Annotated in this window: 16 protein-coding genes and 1 tRNA gene; 9 read left to right on the forward strand and 8 right to left on the reverse strand. The window is 64.1% G+C overall.

Annotated features, from left to right (window positions below):
* The first annotated feature begins 262 nt into the window (after positions 1-262).
* Positions 263-1,498 (forward strand): OprD family outer membrane porin, encoded by a 1,236-nt coding sequence (locus DCY11_RS13520; protein WP_159080033.1) that lies wholly within the window; start codon positions 263-265, stop codon positions 1,496-1,498.
* A gap of 21 nt (positions 1,499-1,519) precedes the next feature.
* Here the strand turns inward: DCY11_RS13520 and DCY11_RS13525 are convergent, their stop codons facing one another.
* The 3 genes from DCY11_RS13525 to DCY11_RS13535 form a co-directional block, all read right to left on the reverse strand.
* Positions 1,520-2,377, reverse strand: a complete 858-nt coding sequence (locus DCY11_RS13525) for a universal stress protein (RefSeq protein ID WP_108683322.1) — start codon at positions 2,375-2,377, stop codon at positions 1,520-1,522.
* Between the two features lie 9 nt (positions 2,378-2,386).
* Positions 2,387-3,871, reverse strand: a complete 1,485-nt coding sequence (locus DCY11_RS13530) for a SulP family inorganic anion transporter (protein ID WP_108683323.1) — start codon at positions 3,869-3,871, stop codon at positions 2,387-2,389.
* Positions 3,872-4,111: 240 nt separating this feature from the next.
* Positions 4,112-4,185 (reverse strand) — tRNA-Gln (locus DCY11_RS13535).
* Positions 4,186-4,405: 220 nt separating this feature from the next.
* On the opposite strand from DCY11_RS13535, the gene DCY11_RS13540 reads away from it, so the two are divergent.
* The 3 genes from DCY11_RS13540 (at position 4,406) to DCY11_RS13550 (ending at position 7,519) form a co-directional block, all read left to right on the forward strand.
* Positions 4,406-5,002, forward strand: a complete 597-nt coding sequence (locus tag DCY11_RS13540; RefSeq protein ID WP_108683324.1) for a hypothetical protein — start codon at positions 4,406-4,408, stop codon at positions 5,000-5,002.
* A gap of 139 nt (positions 5,003-5,141) precedes the next feature.
* A complete protein-coding gene (locus tag DCY11_RS13545; protein WP_108683325.1) occupies positions 5,142-6,005 on the forward strand; it encodes a leucyl/phenylalanyl-tRNA--protein transferase in 864 nt (287 codons plus the stop codon).
* A gap of 326 nt (positions 6,006-6,331) precedes the next feature.
* Positions 6,332-7,519 (forward strand): Ppx/GppA phosphatase family protein, encoded by a 1,188-nt coding sequence (locus DCY11_RS13550; RefSeq protein ID WP_108683326.1) that lies wholly within the window; start codon positions 6,332-6,334, stop codon positions 7,517-7,519.
* 3 nt (positions 7,520-7,522) lie between these two features.
* Here the strand turns inward: DCY11_RS13550 and DCY11_RS13555 are convergent, their stop codons facing one another.
* Positions 7,523-8,950 (reverse strand): DHA2 family efflux MFS transporter permease subunit, encoded by a 1,428-nt coding sequence (locus tag DCY11_RS13555; RefSeq protein WP_108683327.1) that lies wholly within the window; start codon positions 8,948-8,950, stop codon positions 7,523-7,525.
* Positions 8,951-9,072: 122 nt separating this feature from the next.
* Between DCY11_RS13555 and DCY11_RS13560 the strand changes: the two genes are divergently transcribed.
* The 3 genes from DCY11_RS13560 to DCY11_RS13570 all read left to right on the forward strand — a co-directional run bounded on the left by DCY11_RS13560 (position 9,073) and on the right by DCY11_RS13570 (position 11,665).
* Positions 9,073-9,798, forward strand: coding sequence for an RlmE family RNA methyltransferase (locus DCY11_RS13560; RefSeq protein ID WP_108683328.1), 726 nt, complete (start codon positions 9,073-9,075; stop codon positions 9,796-9,798).
* A 114-nt stretch (positions 9,799-9,912) separates the two neighbouring features.
* The gene (locus tag DCY11_RS13565; protein ID WP_108683329.1) at positions 9,913-10,965 is read left to right on the forward strand and encodes a methyltransferase domain-containing protein; all 1,053 of its coding nucleotides are present in this window, start codon (positions 9,913-9,915) and stop codon (positions 10,963-10,965) included.
* Positions 10,966-10,984: 19 nt separating this feature from the next.
* Positions 10,985-11,665: an MIP/aquaporin family protein gene (locus DCY11_RS13570; protein ID WP_108683330.1), complete on the forward strand. Its 681-nt coding sequence runs from the start codon at positions 10,985-10,987 to the stop codon at positions 11,663-11,665.
* Here DCY11_RS13570 and DCY11_RS13575 read toward each other — a convergent pair.
* Genes DCY11_RS13575 through DCY11_RS13585 form a run of 3 tightly spaced genes read right to left on the reverse strand, consistent with a single transcriptional unit; the run spans position 11,662 to position 13,330 of the window.
* Positions 11,662-12,054 (reverse strand): TerB family tellurite resistance protein, encoded by a 393-nt coding sequence (locus DCY11_RS13575; protein WP_108683331.1) that lies wholly within the window; start codon positions 12,052-12,054, stop codon positions 11,662-11,664. The two genes, DCY11_RS13570 and DCY11_RS13575, sit on opposite strands and share 4 nt — an antisense overlap.
* 56 nt (positions 12,055-12,110) lie before the next feature.
* Positions 12,111-12,719, reverse strand: a complete 609-nt coding sequence (locus DCY11_RS13580) for a pyridoxamine 5'-phosphate oxidase family protein (protein ID WP_108683332.1) — start codon at positions 12,717-12,719, stop codon at positions 12,111-12,113.
* A gap of 8 nt (positions 12,720-12,727) precedes the next feature.
* Positions 12,728-13,330 carry a glutathione S-transferase family protein gene (locus DCY11_RS13585; RefSeq protein WP_108683333.1) on the reverse strand — a complete coding sequence of 201 codons (603 nt, stop codon included), beginning with the start codon at positions 13,328-13,330 and terminating at the stop codon, positions 12,728-12,730.
* A gap of 116 nt (positions 13,331-13,446) precedes the next feature.
* Here DCY11_RS13585 and DCY11_RS13590 point away from each other — a divergent pair, with 116 nt between their 5' ends.
* Entirely contained in the window at positions 13,447-14,361 is a 915-nt protein-coding gene (locus DCY11_RS13590; RefSeq protein WP_108683334.1) for a LysR family transcriptional regulator, read from the forward strand.
* 126 nt (positions 14,362-14,487) lie between these two features.
* On the forward strand, positions 14,488-15,987 hold the full coding sequence (gene guaB, locus DCY11_RS13595; protein WP_245409379.1) for an IMP dehydrogenase: 1,500 nt from the start codon (positions 14,488-14,490) through the stop codon (positions 15,985-15,987).
* 67 nt (positions 15,988-16,054) lie between these two features.
* Here the strand turns inward: guaB and DCY11_RS13600 are convergent, their stop codons facing one another.
* Positions 16,055-16,903: a tetratricopeptide repeat protein gene (locus DCY11_RS13600; RefSeq protein WP_159080034.1), complete on the reverse strand. Its 849-nt coding sequence runs from the start codon at positions 16,901-16,903 to the stop codon at positions 16,055-16,057.
* Between the last annotated feature and the right edge of the window lie 176 nt (positions 16,904-17,079).

Consider the following 17,079-nt stretch of genomic DNA (forward strand, 5'->3'; position numbering starts at 1 on the left):
GCCTGGTGCGGTAGACTGGTGGCGGGCCGACGGGGGAATCAAAGAGGGCAATCCAGTGAGGCGGCATGGGCCGGGGCGGGCAATCCGATATCTTGCCGTCTTCGCAGCGACTGTTTTCGTTTGCGCCGCGCCGTCTTTCGCCCCGGCGCAGGAAGCCCTCGATTATCCTATCCCGTCGAATGCCGGCGAGGCCCTGAGCCCCATTCGAGAAGGCTTTACGGTACCGCTGCACCCGCGGGATGATCTGCGGGGGCCGGCGCCCATGGTGGACCCGCGCGAAGTGCGTCTCGATGCGGCGCGGCAGACGCGTTGGCCCAATCTGCCGGCCTTTATTCGCGACAGTTCTATGCGCCTCGACAACCGTACCTATTGGTTCGACGAACATGATTTCGGGTACAGCACGCCGAAAGCCTTCACGACGGGCGGTTCGATCTCCCTCGAGTCCGGTTATCTCGCCGACTTTTTCCAGCTGCGGAGCGTCCTCTACACGTCACAGCCGCTCTACGCGAACGCGGCTGCCGGGAGGTCACTCAATCTGTCATGGGATGGCAATCAGATCACGACACTGGGCCAGCTCAACGGCCGCATACGGTTTGCCGGTCAGCAAGTGACCGTCGGGCGTCAGATCGTGCGGACGCCCTACGTAAACCCTTACGACTCGCGGATGATCCCGATCACCTTCGAGGGCATCGTTCTGGTGCCGGACGACCAGGGCCCCGACCAGACCGTCGACTACATCGCCTCCTATCTCACGCAATACAAGCCGCGCGATCAGGCAAACTTCATCCCGTTCAGCGAAGGGCTCGGCGTCCCGCAAGACGAAGGGGTTCTCATCACCGGTGCGAGCTACCACAAGAACGGCTTCAACATCGGCGGCACCAATTATTGGATCGCCGACACGCTCAACACGGCCTACGGTGAGATCGACTATCTTCTGCCGTTCGGCGAGGGCAATGGCGGGCGCGGGCCGCAATTGCGCGTGGGCGCGAATATTCTGGATCAGCGCACGGTGGGCGCCTCGATGATCCCAGGTGCGCCATATGAGACCTATCAGGCCTCGGCGCGTTTCGTCGCGAGCTACCGGGGCCTCGTGGTCGAAGGGGCGGTGTCCAAGACCGGTGACGAAGCCAGTATTCAGAAGCCGTTCGGTTACAGCGCCTCCTACGCCGGGATGCTGGTGACGAACTTCGAGCAGGCCGGTGTCGACGCCTTTCTCCTGTCTTTATCCTACGATTTCGCGCGCCTCGGCTTGCACGGCGTCAAGTTCAAGGCAGCCTTCGGTAAGGGCTGGGGGATCGAAGATCCTGTGACGAATGGAGACTTCTCCAACCAGCAGGAACTCGATCTCCGCTTTGTCTACGAGCCGCCGCGCGGGGCGTTGCAGGGCCTGCGCGTCGAGGTCGAATACATCGACTGGACGGTCTTCGACGATGCCTTGCCGAGCGATGATCTCACCCAGTTCCGGACCATCGTGAACTACACAGTGCCGTTGCTGTAGATGCCGAAGCCACGGTCCCGCTCAGCGCATGAGCACGACCGGCACCTTGCAGGAGCGGATCATCTCGGTGGTGGTCGAGCCGATCACCAGTGTCCGGATGCGCGAATGGCCGTAGGCGCCCATCACCAGGAGATCAATTCCTTCGCGCTCGACGAAATCGCCCAGTGCCGTGCTGGGCTGGCCCTTCAGCACGCGCGTCTCGGCCTTGTGACCCCAGGCGGTCAGCGTCGCGCCGGCCTCGTCGAGGTCGGTGTGTCGCGTTTCGCCGTTCTCATCGCCGACCGTCGCGACGACGACGTCGAGCCCTGTAAAGAGCGGGTCGCGGGCGACATACTCCACGGCCTTCATCGATGACGCGCCGCCGTCATAGGCGATCAGCACACGCCGTATCGCTTGGAAAGAGCGGTTTGCAACGAATACCGGCTTGTAGCTGGCGCGTACGATCCGCTCGAAGTTCGAACCCAAATGGGGATTGTCGAGGCCGGCCGCTTCGCCGCGCTTGCCGATCAAGATCATATCGGCCTCGCCTTCTTTGGCGGTGACGGTTGCGACGATGTCGTCATAGCGCAGGCGTGTGACGACGTCGGAGACTCCTTGCGCCTCGATCAGTGCTTTGGCGTCGTCGAGGATCGCGCGCCCCTGCGCCTGGGCGAGCTTGCCGTGCTGTTCGTCCAGCGTGCTGAGTTTTTCCAGGAGCTCCGTGCGGGCGCCGAGCGCGATGGAGCCGGAGAGATCGCGCTTGCCGAGGGCATGACGCGGGTCGAGCACGTGGTAGAGCTGGACCTGAGCGCCCGTGCGGGAGGCGATCCAGGCGGCATAGCGGCACAGACTTTCGGAATAGGCCGATCCGTCGACCAGCGCCATCAGGATTGCGGACATGGATTCCCCCTAGTGCTCCATCAGCCTGTCCATCGCGCCTGGCTTGTCGTGCACCGCCAGGCTGTCGACGATCGTCTCCGAGGCCTTGTTCATACCGACGATTTTCACCTCGGCGCCTTCGCGGCGAAACTTCAACACCGCCATGTCCAAGGCCGCGACCGACGAAACGTCCCAGATATGAGCGCGGCTGACGTCGATGGTGACACGCTCCAGCGCCTCCTTGAAGTCGAATGCGGCCATGAAGTCCTCCGCCGAGGCGAAGAAGAGCTGCCCTTCGATGACGTAGGTCCGCTCTCGCCCGTCGGGCGAAATCTCGGATGTGACGCGGAAGAGCTGGGCGATCTTGCCTGCGAAGAAGATGCCGGACAGCAAGACGCCCGTCAGTACCCCAATGGCGAGATTGTGCGTGTAGACGGTCGCTACCACGGTCGCGAGCATCACGATCGAGGACGAGCGGGGATGATCGCGCAAATTCTTGATCGACGACCAGGAGAAAGTGCCGATCGAGACCATGATCATGATCGCCACCAGCGCCGGCATCGGAATCTGGCCCACGATGTCGCCGAGCACGACGATCATGAACAGCAGCATCGCGCCCGCCGTAAATGTCGAAAGCCGGCCCCGACCGCCGGACTTCACGTTGATCATCGACTGTCCGATCATGGCGCAGCCCGCCATGCCGCCGATGAAGCCGGTGCAGGTGTTGGCTATTCCCTGGCCGATACATTCCTGATTGCGGTCGCTGGGCGTGTCGGTCAGATCATCGATGATGGTTTGGGTCATCAGGCTCTCGAGCAGCCCGACGGCGGCTATGGCAAGCGAATAGGGCAGGATGATCTGCAGCGTCTCCAGGGTGAGGGGAATGTCGGGGATCAGGAACACGGGCAGCGTGTCAGGCAGGTCGCCCATGTCGGAGACCGTGCGCACGTCGAGATCCAGCGCCATGGAGACTGCCGATAGGACGATGATGGTGACGAGCGGCGAGGGGATTGCCGTGGTCAGCATGGGAAACAGGTAGATGATCGCGAGCCCGGCGGCGACCATGACATAGGTCACCCAGGTTACGTTTGTCAGTTCGGGAAGCTGCGCGAGGAAGATCAGAATCGCCAGCGCGTTGACGAACCCGGTGATCACGGACCGCGAGACGAAGCGCATGAGATGACCGAGCTTCGCGAAGCCGGCGACGATCTGAATGACGCCCGCCAATACGGTCGCGGCCAGCAAATACTGGAGGCCGTGCTCCTTCACCAAAGTCACCATGACGACAGCCGTGGCCGCGGTGGCGGCGGAGATCATGGCCGGCCGGCCGCCGGTGATCGCGACAATCACCGCGATGGAGAAGGACGCGTAAAGACCGACTTTCGGGTCGACGCCGGCGATGATTGAGAACGCGATGGCCTCGGGGATGAGCGCCAACGCCACGACGAGCCCGGCGAGAATGTCGCCGCGGACGTTTCCGATCCATTGGTCGCGATAGGCGTAAAGTGCGTTCATGCTCACCCCGAGATAAGGCCGTCGCTTCGGCCATTCGGACGGGACATGCGGCAGCTAGACGATGGTCAGGAAGATTGGCGGTCGGCGGAAATCCCGGCGGAGGCTAGGGCCCGGCAACGCAGGTGCTTGATATCGGAGATCGCCGCGAGGACAAACGCGCGAATGCGCGCAGGGGGCCACCTATTGCGGGTGTGCCTCGCTCCGAGGCTGCGGTTGGAAAACTGCTGAAGACTGAAGATTTGGCTGGGAGACTAGGATTCGAACCTAGATTGACGGAGTCAGAGTCCGCTGTCCTACCATTAGACGATCTCCCACCAAGCCTGGCGGTGCCGGCCCGCTTCGGGGGCCAGGTCGCGATCCGAAGCACGGAATTGGGCGTTTCTTCTAGTCGCTGGGGAGGGCGCTTGGCAAGTCCGTCTGTGCGGCAAAGTCCTCATCAAGCAGGTTTTTGCCGCCATCCGCGACGGGGGCGGTGGAGGGCCCAACAGGGCCCCAGTAACACATTGTCCAGAAACTCACTCTATCCTGCCGCGCATGAACGAGGTTTCCGCATCGGCGAATCGCATCTCCGCGGCGCTCCGGGCCCTGCGGCAGGTCTATGCCGACAGCGCCACGGACAAGGCCGTTCTGGGGCTGAAATGCCTGCAGGCTGTGATGGTCGAATTGGCGGCGGACGGCGTTCCGGCCGACGACCTCAAGCCGCTCGCGGACCTCGAAACGTTGGTCGCGGCGGCCGCGGCACCTGCTCCTGCGCCCGCTCTGGCTGAACGTCAGCGCGACCGGCGCCGAAAAGCCCCTCCAAGCAATGCGCTGCTAGCCAGATCGGCGGCCGTGATCGACCTCCTGGTCAAGAATGGCCAAGGCGAGGAGGGGGCCGCGCAGACGGTCATGCGGCATTTGCTCGTTGCGGGCGTGCCTGCGCCCGAGCGGGGCGGCGACTCTCGCGGCTGGCGCCGGCTCCTCGAGTTTCGCAACACGCTGGTTCACGGTGGCGGGCCGGAAGAAGCGCGCGTGGAATATGCCGCTTTCGCCCGGGAGCTCGATGACATACCGCCGGCGCAGCGCGTCCATGCCGCGCTGAGCGAAAAGCTTTGGGACCGCCGGCGTCAGGCCAGGCGGCAGGCAGGCTAGCATCCCCAATTAAGCTTGATCCGCAGACGGACAGGTGGGGCACAACGCCCTGCTAAAATCGTCTTGGGCGAAAAGGTCAAAGGCGGCCTAAAGGGACTTGAACTTGAACGAGCCATCGACGCGTTCAGAGGAGCCATCCGTGGCATCGCGCCGTGCCGCGCTGTTCCGGGAGACGCCCACGGCCGCACTCCACCGCTGGGTGCTCGGCACCGCGTGGGCGCTGCGGCCGAAGCGCATCGCCAACTTCATAACGACCGCCCGGGTCATGCTTGCGCATGTCCTTCAGCCAAGCCGGGCCCTACCGGATCCCACGACGCTCCCTGCCGATCAGGAGATCATTGGCATAGCGACCGACCTCTCGCCCGACGTCCTGATGGACGGCTATTTGCGCGGGCTCTTTCCGCTTGGACACCTTGCCCCGCCCAAATGGATGTTCCCGCGGGAGCGCGCCGTGGTGCGGCCGGGCGACTTTCACATTTCCAGCCGCCTGCGCGGCATGATGCGGAAGAACCGCTACCGGATCACTTTCGACACGGATTTCGAGGGCGTGATTGCGGCATGCGCCGAGCCCCGCCGCGGCTGGCTCAGCCTCACCTGGATCACGCCGCGCATCATGGCGGCCTACGCCAAGCTGTACGACCAAGGCCATGTGCATTCGTTCGAGGTTTGGAACAGCGATGGCGAGCTGGCGGGCGGCGGTTACGGCGTCGCCGTCGGCCGCGTCTTCGTGATTGAGTCGCAGTTCTTCCGGGAGTCGAACGCCTCGAAGATCGGCTTTGCGGTGCTGGCGTGGCATTTGGCGAAGTGGGGCTTCGTTCTGATGGACAACAAGTGGCTCACGCCCGCGACGGAACGCGCGGGCTTCAAGGATATCCCCCGCAAAGATTATCTCGCTCAGTTGCCGGAGCACTGGGAGCCGCCCATTCATCCCGGCCGCTGGCAGTCTGAAGCCGATTCGAAGACCGTCGCTGCCGGACCTCCGGAGCCGACGCCGGCCCACTGAAAAGCCTGCTGACCGGCGCGCCGACCCTGCCCGTACGGCCCCGTCTCGCTCTCGGGCTTTACCTGCCTGAACAGATTGGTAGATTGGTCTCATAGGACCAATACTGTGGCCGCTGGGAACGGGCGAGGAAGCGCCCTCCGGCAGGCTCGAGAGGTTGAAATTGTGACTGGGCCGAGCGGAATTGCCCGCACGGCTGCCGGGAATCCGCGCCGCGAGGATTTGGCGCGAAATCCCGATGTTCCGCGTGACGCGGGGGCGCTGCCTTGCGCCACTGCCATGCGGAGCGATGCCGGCGAGAGCGGCGCTGTGAGCGCCGCGGCGCCAGGATGTCCGCGCCTGCGGGCGTTCCAGTGGCAAGCCCTGCCGGGGCAGCCAGTGATATGGGCGGCGGCGTGCGCAACGCGCGCGGATCCGCACGTCTCGGCCAAGCAGTCTACGGCGCCCTTGATCTCGGAACCAACAACTGCCGTCTGCTGGTCGCGAAGCCGTCGCGCCGGGGTTTCGTGGTGGTCGATGCGTTCTCGCGAATCATCCGTCTGGGCGAGGGCGTGCAGGCCACGGGTGAACTCGCGGAGCGCGCGCAAAAACGCACCATCGCCGCCTTGCGCATCTGCGCAGACAAGATGCGCCGCCGTGGCGTGACGCGCTCACGGCTGATCGCGACCGAAGCCTGCCGGATCGCCACCAACGGGGCCTCCTTCATCGACCGTGTCGAGAACGAGACGGGCCTCGCCTTGGAGATTGTCGGGCGGGAGACGGAGGCCAAGCTCGCCGTTTCGGGGTGCGCGTCTCTGTTGGACAGCGGTTGCGACTGGGCGCTCGTGTTCGACATCGGCGGCGGTAGTTCGGAACTGATCTGGCTCGACCTGCGCAAACTCGGGAAAGACTGGAAGCAGTCCGTGCAGAGCCGCGCGGCCATCCAAGACGCGATCGCGGCCTGGACATCCTTGCCGCTCGGCGTCGTGAACCTGGCCGAGCGCCATGGCGGCCAGGACGTGACGGCCGAGAATTACGAAGCCATGGTCGAAGACGTGGCGGGCGCGCTCGCGGGTTTCGAGTCCCAGTACCGGTTTGGCGAGCGAGTCGCCCACGACCGAGCGCATTTCCTCGGTACGTCCGGCACGGTGACGACGATCTCAGGCATACACCTGGGCTTGCCCCGCTACGACCGGTCGCGCGTGGACGGCTGCTGGCTCAAGGCCACCGATGTGCGGCGGGTCTCGGGCGATCTGATCGCCATGAGCTATGCCGAGCGTATCGCCCAGCCTTGTATCGGTCACGAACGGGCCGATCTCGTCTTGGCGGGCTGCGCGATTCTCGAAGCCTTGCTTCGCACCTGGCCCTGCCAGCGGCTGCGCGTGGCCGACAGGGGATTGCGCGAAGGCATCCTCACGACGCTCATGGCCGAGGATGGACATGACCGCAAGACGCCGCGCCGGCGCCGGCGGAAGGGGCGAGGACGTGGCAAGTCTGCAAGCGGCAAGTCCGCTAACAGCAAGGCCCCCAACGCGTAACGCTTAGTCTTCAGGGACGAGTTCGGGCTGCTTGTCCGGTTCACCGAGCTGGTGAGCCTTGCGCGAGAGGCTTGCGCCCGCGTCTTTCGGCAGGCGCATGAAGACGAGTGCGGAGCTTGCGCAGATCGCGCCGACGATCAGGAACGCCAAGGTAAAATCGCTGGCCAGAACTTCGTGGCTCTCGCGGCCCGCGCGTTGGAATTCGAGCACGAGCGCGCCGACCGCAACGCCGGCCGACATTGAGAGTTGCTGCGACACGCTGGCGAAACTCGTCGCCTTGCTCATCTCGTGCTCGTCGATATCCGCGTAAGCAATCGTGTTGATCGCGGTGAATTCCAGGGAACGGAAAAAGCCTCCGACGAGCAGTGTGGCGAGGATCACAGCATGCGGCGTGGCGGCCGTGAAGAGGGCGTACGCCATGATGAAGAAGGCCGCGACGAGGGCGTTCCACACAAGAATGGGCCTGTACCCGAACCGGCGCAGGATGGGCGCGGCCGTGGTCTTCATGGCGACGGCGCCGACGGCGATGGCGAACGTGAGTAACCCCGACTGCAAGGGGGTCATGCCGAAGCCGAGCTGAAAATACAGCGGCAACAGGAAGGGTGTCGCGCCGACGCCGATCCGAAACAGGAACCCGCCCGCGATGTTGGCGAAGAAGGTGGGGATCTTAAGCAGGCGCAAGTCGAGCAGCGGCGCCGGAATGTTCAAGGCGTGGCGCACGTAGAGGACGCAAGAAATGGCGCCCGTCGTGAGGAGGGCGACCACGAACCAGGGCGGAAACAGCGGCTGACCGATAATGGTGAAGCCGAAGGCAAGCCCCGAGAGCCCAATGCCGGACAGGAAGAACCCTTTGACGTCGAGCGGCGGGACTTTGTCCTCGCGAAAGTTCTCGATGAAGCGTGTGGCGAGGTAGATACCGAGCAGACCGACCGGGATATTGATCCAGAAAATCCAGCGCCAGGAGAACACGGTGGTGATGAACCCGCCTAAGGGCGGGCCGATCACCGGCCCCATGAGCGCGGGCACGGTGAGCCAGGCGAGGGCCGAGATCAGTTCCGATTTCGGGACCGAGCGCAGGATCACGAGCCTTCCGACCGGCACCATCATCGCGCCGCCCATGCCTTGCAGGACGCGAAAGAGGATGAAGTCCAGCAGCGAGGTGGCGAAGCCGCACGCCGCCGATCCCACCGTGAAGACGACAATGGCCGCGCGAAAAACCGTCCGGGCGCCAAACCGGTCTGCCATCCAGCCGCTGACTGGTATAAAGACCGCAAGCGACAGCAGATAGGATGTGAGCGCCAGCTTCAACGCAATCGGATCTTCGCCGAGATCGGCCGCGATCGCCGGTAGCGACGTGGCGATAATGGTCGAGTCCATGGTTTCCATGAACAGAGCGACCGCGACGATCAGGGTAATGAAGTAGCGGGGCATGGGGCGGGTGTTACAAGAGTGGTGGGCAGGACATGCGCCCCCCTGCCTATTCGGTCAAGAGCGTGCGGCGATAGGGCAGGCAGGCTGGTCGTAACCGACAAGCGGCGATAGAAGCAGGCGATATGGCGAGAGGCGGAAAGAGCGGACCGAGGGACGGAACGGGGCGGCGCGGGCTGACGGTGCGCGTCAAGACCGCGAAAGGGCGGAAGCTCGCCTCGACGCGTTGGCTGCAGCGCCAGCTGAACGACCCGTATGTCGAAGAGGCAAAGCGCCAGGGCTATCGCAGCCGGGCGGCCTTCAAGCTCCTGGAGATCGACGACAAGCAGCATCTGCTCAAGCCGGGCGGGATCGTGGTCGACCTCGGCGCGGCGCCGGGCGGATGGAGCCAGGTGGCGGTCGCGCGGGTCAAGGCGGACTCCGGCAAAGGCCGGGTCATTGCCGCGGATATCAACGAGATCGAGCCGGTGCCGGGTGCGGACTTCATGCAACTGGATGTCACCGATGCCGGTGCCGGGGACGCGATCCGCGACGCGCTGGGCGGCGCGCGTGTCGACGTGGTGATGTCGGACATGGCGGCCTCGTCCACGGGCCACCGCCAGACGGACCACCTCCGCGTTATCGCGCTGGCGGAGGCCGCGCTCGACATTGCCGAGGACGTGTTGAAGCCGGGCGGGGCCTATCTCGCCAAGGTGCTGCAGGGCGGGGCTAGCGGCGACCTGCTGACCCGGCTGCGCCAGAACTTCGCCAAGGTCGCCCATGTGAAGCCGAAGGCCAGCCGGCAGGACTCGGCGGAAGTCTATGTGCTGGCCATGGGCTATCGTGGGCCGAGCCGCGAGGATTCTTCTTAGCACCCGTTCACGCGACTGTGCGCGCCCGTGTGCTGCAGCGCGCCGCCGACTTTTGATAGGGTGCTGCCACGAACCGGCGGCATTGGGGCTAGCGGGGAATTCCGGAGCGGTGCGATGAACATCGAGGTGGTCAAGGAGTATTACGGCAAGGTCCTGAAGGGGTCGGGAGATCTGCAGACGAGCGCCTGCTGCGACGGCGCCGTGACGCCCCGGTATCTCACCGAGCTGATTGCCAACGTCCACGACGAAGTCGTCGCCCGCTATTACGGATGCGGGTTGTGCATCCCCACGGCGCTTCAGAACTGTAACGTGCTCGATCTCGGCTCCGGGACTGGGCGCGACGTCTACATCCTCTCGCAACTCGTCGGCGAGGGCGGTTCCGTGACCGGCGTTGACATGACGGCCGAACAACTGGCCACCGCCGACGCCCATCGCGACTGGCACGCCGAGAAGTTCGGGTACGCCAAGTCCAACGTTCGGTTCCTGGAAGGCTATCTGGAGAAGCTCGACGCGCTCAATCTCGAACCCGGCTCGTTCGATGTCATCGTGTCCAACTGCGTCATCAATCTGTGTATGGACAAGCCGGCGGTGCTGCGCGGCGCCTACGATCTTCTGAAACAGGGTGGCGAACTCTACTTCGCCGATGTCTATTGCGACCGGCGGCTGCCGGACGAGCTGCGCGCCGATCCGCTCCTCTATGGCGAGTGTCTCGGCGGAGCGCTCTACTGGAACGACTTCCTGCCGATGGCGAAGCAAGCAGGTTTTCTCGACCCGCGCCTTGTCAGCAGCCGCCCCATCGAAATCGACAACCCGGACATGCGCGAGAAGCTCGGCAACGCGCGCTTCTTCTCGGCGACCTACCGGCTCTTCAAGCTCGACGATCTCGAGCCAGCTTGTGAGGACTACGGCCAGGCGGTCATCTACCGCGGCGGCGTTTTCGAACAGCCGGAGACGTTCGTCCTCGACGACCATCACCTGATCGAGAAAGACCGGATCTTTCCGGTGTGCGGCAATGTCTGGCGCATGCTTGCCGGTACGCGCTTCGCGCCGTATTTCGATTTCGTCGGTGACTTCTCCAAACATTTCGGTATCTTCCCGGGCTGCGGAACGCCGTCGCCATTTGAGGAAGCGGACAAAGCGGGGAACGGATCAGTCAGCTGCTGCTAGCGCGGCAGACGGGGGGACTATGACGTTCGATTTCACGCGGCGGCTTTGTGCCGAGGCGCTGGGCACGTTTTTTCTTGTGATGGCGGTCGTCGGGTCCGGCATCATGGCGGAGACCCTTGCTGGCGGGAACGTGGCGCTGGCGCTTCTCTGCAACACGATCGCGACAGGCGCGGTCCTGTTCGTCATCATCACCATCTTCATCGGCGTCTCGGGGGCGCATTTCAACCCGGCGGTTAGTTTCGCCATGCTCCTGCGCGGATCGCTCCCGCGCGGCGAAGTGCTGCCGTATATGGCCGTGCAGATCGTGGGCGGATGTTTGGGCGCGATTGCGGCCCATTTGATGTTCGGCCTCGACGCAATTCAGATCAGTCAGCACACGAGGACCGGGTTCGGGCAGTGGCTCGGCGAGTTCATCGCCACGTTCGGGCTTGTCGCCACAATCCTGGGCTGCATCCGTTTCAACGTCGCCGCGATCCCTGCTGCGGTTGGGCTCTATATTACGAGCGCGTATTGGTTCACGTCCTCGACCTCTTTCGCAAATCCGGCGGTGACGATCGCCCGCGCCATCAGCGACACGTTCTCAGGCATCGCGCCGGCCCATGTGCCGGCATTTCTGCTGGCGCAGTTCGTGGGTGCTGCCGCGGCGGTTCTGTTGTTCGGTTGGTTGCTCAGGCCCGGCTCGGAGAGCCACGGCAGCTAGGTTGGTGAGCGAGGCGTGTCGACCTCCGCCAGGATCGCCTCCAACTCACTCTCCGTGAGCCGAAGTGCGCCGGCGACCCTACCGAGCGTGTCGCGCTCGGCTTGCGAAATGTGATTGTTGACGGCGAGGGTCCGATAGGCCCCGTGCATGATGGCCGTCTTCGCTTCAGGCGAGAAGCTGCCGGCGACACGCGAAAGGTCTTCGGCCACGTCTCGCCGGGCATAGACTTGGACCGCCGACACGACGCCGCCCACGTCCACAGGCCTTCCGGTCAGCTCTTGATAGACGCGTTGGATGAGGTCGACCTCGCGGGCGTCGAGCCTTTGATCGGCCGCCGCCATTGCGGCCATGGTCCTGAGGACCCAGTCCGCCTCCATTGCCGTCGTCATTGTGAGTCGCTCCGAACCTACCCTGGCGCGAAGCGTGCCTTTCGATTTTTGCAATTCTAAGGCCGGTCGACGGCCACCTGTTTCCGCAGCCGCGCGTTCTCCGCTTCCAGCGCGGTGACGCGCTCGGCAAGCGGCTCGACGTCCTCGGCAAAGACCATCAGCGGAATGTGCTGGGGGCAGTTCGTGTCCCACGAGTTCACGGTGAAGACGATGGCCGCCTCGGGACGCGCGACGTAGTTGTCGGGCATCAGCTGTTCAATGAGCGCGTCGTCGTTCTCCACCACCTTCGCCGTGCCCCAGATCTTCACGCGGCGGCGCAGGCGGTAATCCATGATGAAGATCATCGCCTTCGGGTTCTCGTCCAGATTTCCCGTCGAGATGTATTGGCGGTTGCCCGAGAAGTCCGCGAAGGCCAGCGTGTTCTCGTCGAGCACATGCAGGAAGCCGGGCGGCCCCCCGCGATGCTGGATGTAGGGCTGACCGTCGCTGCTGGTGGTCGCGAGGTAAAACGAGCGGGCGTTCGCGATGAACTCGGCAAGGCCGTCATCGACGAACGTCCGTGTCGTGCCTTTGGCTTCCATCCGGGCATAGCCCTCACGCGAGCCACGGCGGGTCTGAGCCGCCTTGACCGAGGGGGTGAAGGTTATGTCCATCCAGGTGCGCATGGGGTGGCCTACAGCGCCGGCATGGAGATAAAGCCGGGGAGGGCCTTGATGCGGCCGACCCAGGCCTGGATCGCGGGATAGGCGTCCAGCGGCACGCCGCCTTCGTGGCCAAGGGCCACATAAGGCATGCAGGCAATATCGGCGATGGTGGGCCGGTCGAGCGCCAGCCATTCATTCTCTCCGAGGTGCGCCTCGAGCAGGCCGAGGATGCGGGCCGCGTTTGCCCGCGCTCCGTCCGCATCGACGGGGAAGCCGAACTTGTCATGGAGACGCGCGTCCCCAGGGCCGCGGGCGATTTCGTTCTCCGCCACCATCAGCCAGTTCACCACGCTCGCCATGCCGATGGGGTCCAGGGGCAGCCAGCTCTCGCCGCCATATTTGCGGGCGAGGTAGACCAGGATCGCCTGGGAGTCGCGCAAGACCACGTCGCCGTCCTGCAGCACGGGAACCTGGCCGAACGAGTTCAAGTCGATGAACGGGCTTTTCTTGTGCGCGCCCGCCATGAGGTCGACGGGCTCAAGCGTAACGTCCAGTCCGAGCAGGGCGCAAAAGAGCCGGACTTTGTAGCAATTTCCCGAGAGTTCCATGTCGTACAGCGTGCGAGCGGTCATTGAGCGTTTCCTTCCGGCGGTGTGGCTGCGGTGTGTCCCCATCCATATGGCGTATTCCGATTTTGTGCGGTATGGATGAAATATTGGATATATCCTTCCATAATACGGGATAATAAATGGACCGGCTTGGAGCGATACGGGTGTTCGTGGCGATTGCCGACGCAGGCTCGCTATCGGCGGCCGGTGAGCGGCTCGGCATGCCGTTGACCACGGTGAGCCGCCATCTCAAGGCGCTGGAAGAGGCCCTCAACACGCGCCTTGTCACCCGGACCACGCGGCGACTGGCCCTGACGGAGCCGGGGCAGAATTATCTCGAGACATGCCGCCGGGTTCTCGGCGATCTCGACATGGCCGAACGCCACCTGGCCGGCGAGAAGGCGGAGCCCCGCGGTCTGCTGGCGCTGACGGCGCCCAGCCTGTTCGGGCGGTTGCATGTACGCCCGGTGGTGAGCGCCTATCTGGACGCCTATCCGCAAATGACCGCGCGGATGCTCCTGGTGAACCGCGTGGTGAACCTCGTCGAGGAGGGGCTCGATGTCGGGATCCGCATCGGTCATCTGCCGGATTCGGCCATGCGCGCCACCACGTTGGGCACGGTCCGGCTGATCTGCTGCGCCAGTCCCGCCTATCTCGAGGCGGCCGGCGTGCCAGCGGAGCCGAGAGATCTGCTCGACCATTCCTGCATCACCTTCACCTCGTTCTCACAGCCCGATCGCTGGGGATTTCCAGGCAGCGGAGGTCCGGAGAAGCGGAAGGCCCAGAACGTTCCGGTCGAGCCGCGCTTGATCGTCAACACGGCCGAGACGGGGATCGACGCCGCGGTGTCTGGTCTCGGCATCGTCCGGGTCCTCTCCTACCAGGCTCAGGCCGCCCTGAAGGACGGGTCGTTGCGCCGGGTCCTCGAAGACTTCGAACCGGAGCCGCTGCCGGTGAGCCTCGTGCATCGGGAGGACCGTTTGCCGCAGCCGAAGGTCCAGGCGTTTTCCGAGATTGCGGTGCCTTTGTTGCGCAAGGCTCTCAAGGCCCTCTGAAGTCTGAGGGTAACGCTCCGCCATGGCTTTCCAACGGCGGGGCAAGCTGCTATGGAACCGCGTCAACCGGCCCCGCGTTCGGCTCCGCCGCCACGCGGGCGTTTCATATCCAAGAGAGGTTGGCCTATGCCCGACGGGCAGTCTTCACACGAAAATTCCCGCTTTCCCGACAGCGCCATGGCGCTCACCTTCGATGACGTCCTGATCCGCCCAGGGCCGTCGGAAGTCCTGCCGAACGAGGTGGACGTCGCCTCGAAAGTCACCAAATCGATTTCCGTGAAGATTCCGATCCTGTCGTCTGCGATGGACACGGTCACGGAGGCCCGTCTTGCGATCGCCATGGCCCAGGCCGGCGGCATCGGCGTTATCCACCGCAATATGGATGCGGACCTGCAAGCCGCCGAGGTGGCGCAGGTGAAGAAGTTCGAATCCGGCATGGTCGTCAATCCGGTCACGACCAATCCCGGCGCGCGCCTCGCCGAGGCGTTGGGCCTGATGGCCCGCTACAGCATCTCCGGGATCCCCGTGGTCGAACCCGACTCGGGCCGTCTCGTGGGCATCGTGACCAACCGGGATGTGCGCTTCGCGACCAACGAGGAGCAGCCCGTGTCCGAGCTGATGACCAAGGACCTGGTCACTGTGAAGGACAATGTGGATATGGAAGAGGCCAAGCGGCTTCTCCATCAACACCGCATCGAAAAACTGCTTGTGGTCGACGACGACTATCGCTGCATCGGCCTCATCACGGTGAAGGACATCGAAAAGGCCCGCGCTCATCCGAACGCCTGCAAGGACGACCAAGGGCGCCTGCGCGTGGCCGCCGCCACGAGCGTGGGCGACAGCGGGTTTGAGCGCGCCGAGCAGCTGATCGACGCCGGGGTCGATCTTATCGTCGTGGACACGGCCCACGGTCATTCGCGGCTGGTCTTGGATCAGGTGGGCCGCATCAAGCGCATCTCCAACGTCGTGCAGGTCGTCGCCGGAAACGTCGCGACGGCGGAAGGCACCAAGGCGCTCATCGATGCCGGCGCGGATGCGATCAAGGTCGGCATCGGACCGGGCTCGATCTGCACCACCCGCATCGTCGCCGGCGTGGGCGTCCCGCAGTTCAGCGCGCTGCTGGAATCGGTCGAGGAGGCCAAGAAAGCGGGCGTGCCGGTGATCTCCGATGGCGGCATCCGTTATTCGGGCGACATGGCCAAGGCCCTTGCCGCGGGCGCGGACTGCGTGATGCTCGGCTCGCTGCTTGCGGGCACGGACGAAAGTCCGGGCGAGGTGTTCCTCTACCAGGGGCGGTCGTATAAGTCCTATCGCGGCATGGGCTCGATCAGCGCCATGGCGCGCGGCTCGGCGGATCGTTACTTCCAGCAGGAAATCAAGGACACCCTGAAGCTGGTACCCGAGGGTATCGAAGGGCAGGTGCCTTATAAGGGACCTGCGGGCAGCGTGCTGCACCAGCTTATCGGCGGCTTGCGGGCCTCCATGGGCTATACGGGGTCCCGCACCATCGATGATTTCCAGGACCGCACGAAGTTCATCCGCATCTCGACCGCGAGCTTCCGCGAGAGTCACGTGCACGACGTGACCATCACGCGCGAGTCGCCGAACTATCCGCGGGAGAACTAGAAGCGCGATTTGAGCGGCGGCTTCTGTAGCCGCCCGCTCATCTCGATGCCTGGGTGCAGCGTCGTTGCTATTTGACGCCCATTGCGCGGACCTGGTCGAAGACGCCGGGCTCCAGCTTCTCGGCCATCCTGAGGTCGGCACTGCCGTCTGTAGGCTCGCCGGTCCGGCTCTTCACGACGCCCCGGCCGACCAGGGCCAGCGCGTTGTTGCCCTGAATCTTCAGGGCCGTGTCGAAGTCGGGGCCTGCCTTGTCGAGATCATCGCTCAGGACATAGACCCAGCCGCGATCGACGTAGCCTTTCGCGGTCTCGGGGTCGAGCTCGATCACCTTCGTGTAGTCGGCGATCGACTCATCATATTCCTTGCGTTTGCGGTAGATCTCGCCGCGGCTCGAATAGCCGTTGACGGCTTTCGGGTCCAACTCGACCTTCTTGTTCAGATCGGTGAGCGCTGTGTCGAGATCGTTCTTGTGGGTGTAGACGAGGCCGCGCAGCAAATAATAGTCCCCGTCGTCGTCCTTCAGCTCGATGGCCTGGTCCAGATCGGTGATCGCGTTGTCGTAATCCTTCATGGCGTCGTAGGCAGCCGCGCGCATGAAGTAGCTGTTGGCGCGCTTCGGATCGATCTCGACGGCAGCGTTGATGTCGACCATCGCCTCATCGAGATTGCCGGTGGCCGAGAGGCCCATGGCGCGCACGCTATGGGCGCGAATGAGGAGTGTCTTGTCGTCGCTGCCCCCGTCGATGAAGGCCTGGCAGGCGTCGAGCACTTCCTTGATGCTCAGCTTGCCGTCGAAGCAGGGGTCCGAGGCCTTGTCGTCCTTGGCGGCGGCGGGGTGCGCGAGAAGCGCAGCGGCGAGAAGCCCGGCCGCGAGGGCCGCTCCGACGGAAAACATGGGAAAAGCGCGGATGCGCATGGAAATCCTCCTTAGAAACGCTTTGAACTTTGCTGTTTTGTGTACGTTTAGAAGGGGCGGGACGCTCTCGTCAATTGAACATCCCTCCATGTTTCCAGGACATTCTGGCAGGCTTGAGGGCTAGGAGAGGGCGCCGATACCTCCGACAAAGAGCGTATCTACAACTGCAGCGCCGG

Source organism: Methyloceanibacter sp. wino2 (genome assembly GCF_003071365.1).
Taxonomy (GTDB): domain Bacteria; phylum Pseudomonadota; class Alphaproteobacteria; order Rhizobiales; family Methyloligellaceae; genus Methyloceanibacter.

What these genes read in the sequence shown, in the direction of transcription:
- DCY11_RS13560 (WP_108683328.1), top strand. Translation starts at nt 9,073, where the DNA reads ATGGCGAGAGGCGGAAAGAGCGGACCGAGGGACGGAACGGGGCGGCGC.
- DCY11_RS13575 (WP_108683331.1), bottom strand. Translation starts at nt 12,054, where the DNA reads ATGACGACGGCAATGGAGGCGGACTGGGTCCTCAGGACCATGGCCGCA.
- guaB (WP_245409379.1), top strand. Translation starts at nt 14,488, where the DNA reads ATGCCCGACGGGCAGTCTTCACACGAAAATTCCCGCTTTCCCGACAGC.
- DCY11_RS13580 (WP_108683332.1), bottom strand. Translation starts at nt 12,719, where the DNA reads ATGCGCACCTGGATGGACATAACCTTCACCCCCTCGGTCAAGGCGGCT.
- DCY11_RS13555 (WP_108683327.1), bottom strand. Translation starts at nt 8,950, where the DNA reads ATGCCCCGCTACTTCATTACCCTGATCGTCGCGGTCGCTCTGTTCATG.
- DCY11_RS13600 (WP_159080034.1), bottom strand. Translation starts at nt 16,903, where the DNA reads ATGCGCATCCGCGCTTTTCCCATGTTTTCCGTCGGAGCGGCCCTCGCG.
- DCY11_RS13525 (WP_108683322.1), bottom strand. Translation starts at nt 2,377, where the DNA reads ATGTCCGCAATCCTGATGGCGCTGGTCGACGGATCGGCCTATTCCGAA.
- DCY11_RS13570 (WP_108683330.1), top strand. Translation starts at nt 10,985, where the DNA reads ATGACGTTCGATTTCACGCGGCGGCTTTGTGCCGAGGCGCTGGGCACG.
- DCY11_RS13590 (WP_108683334.1), top strand. Translation starts at nt 13,447, where the DNA reads ATGGACCGGCTTGGAGCGATACGGGTGTTCGTGGCGATTGCCGACGCA.
- DCY11_RS13540 (WP_108683324.1), top strand. Translation starts at nt 4,406, where the DNA reads ATGAACGAGGTTTCCGCATCGGCGAATCGCATCTCCGCGGCGCTCCGG.
- DCY11_RS13550 (WP_108683326.1), top strand. Translation starts at nt 6,332, where the DNA reads ATGTCCGCGCCTGCGGGCGTTCCAGTGGCAAGCCCTGCCGGGGCAGCC.
- DCY11_RS13585 (WP_108683333.1), bottom strand. Translation starts at nt 13,330, where the DNA reads ATGACCGCTCGCACGCTGTACGACATGGAACTCTCGGGAAATTGCTAC.
- DCY11_RS13565 (WP_108683329.1), top strand. Translation starts at nt 9,913, where the DNA reads ATGAACATCGAGGTGGTCAAGGAGTATTACGGCAAGGTCCTGAAGGGG.
- DCY11_RS13530 (WP_108683323.1), bottom strand. Translation starts at nt 3,871, where the DNA reads ATGAACGCACTTTACGCCTATCGCGACCAATGGATCGGAAACGTCCGC.
- DCY11_RS13520 (WP_159080033.1), top strand. Translation starts at nt 263, where the DNA reads ATGGTGGACCCGCGCGAAGTGCGTCTCGATGCGGCGCGGCAGACGCGT.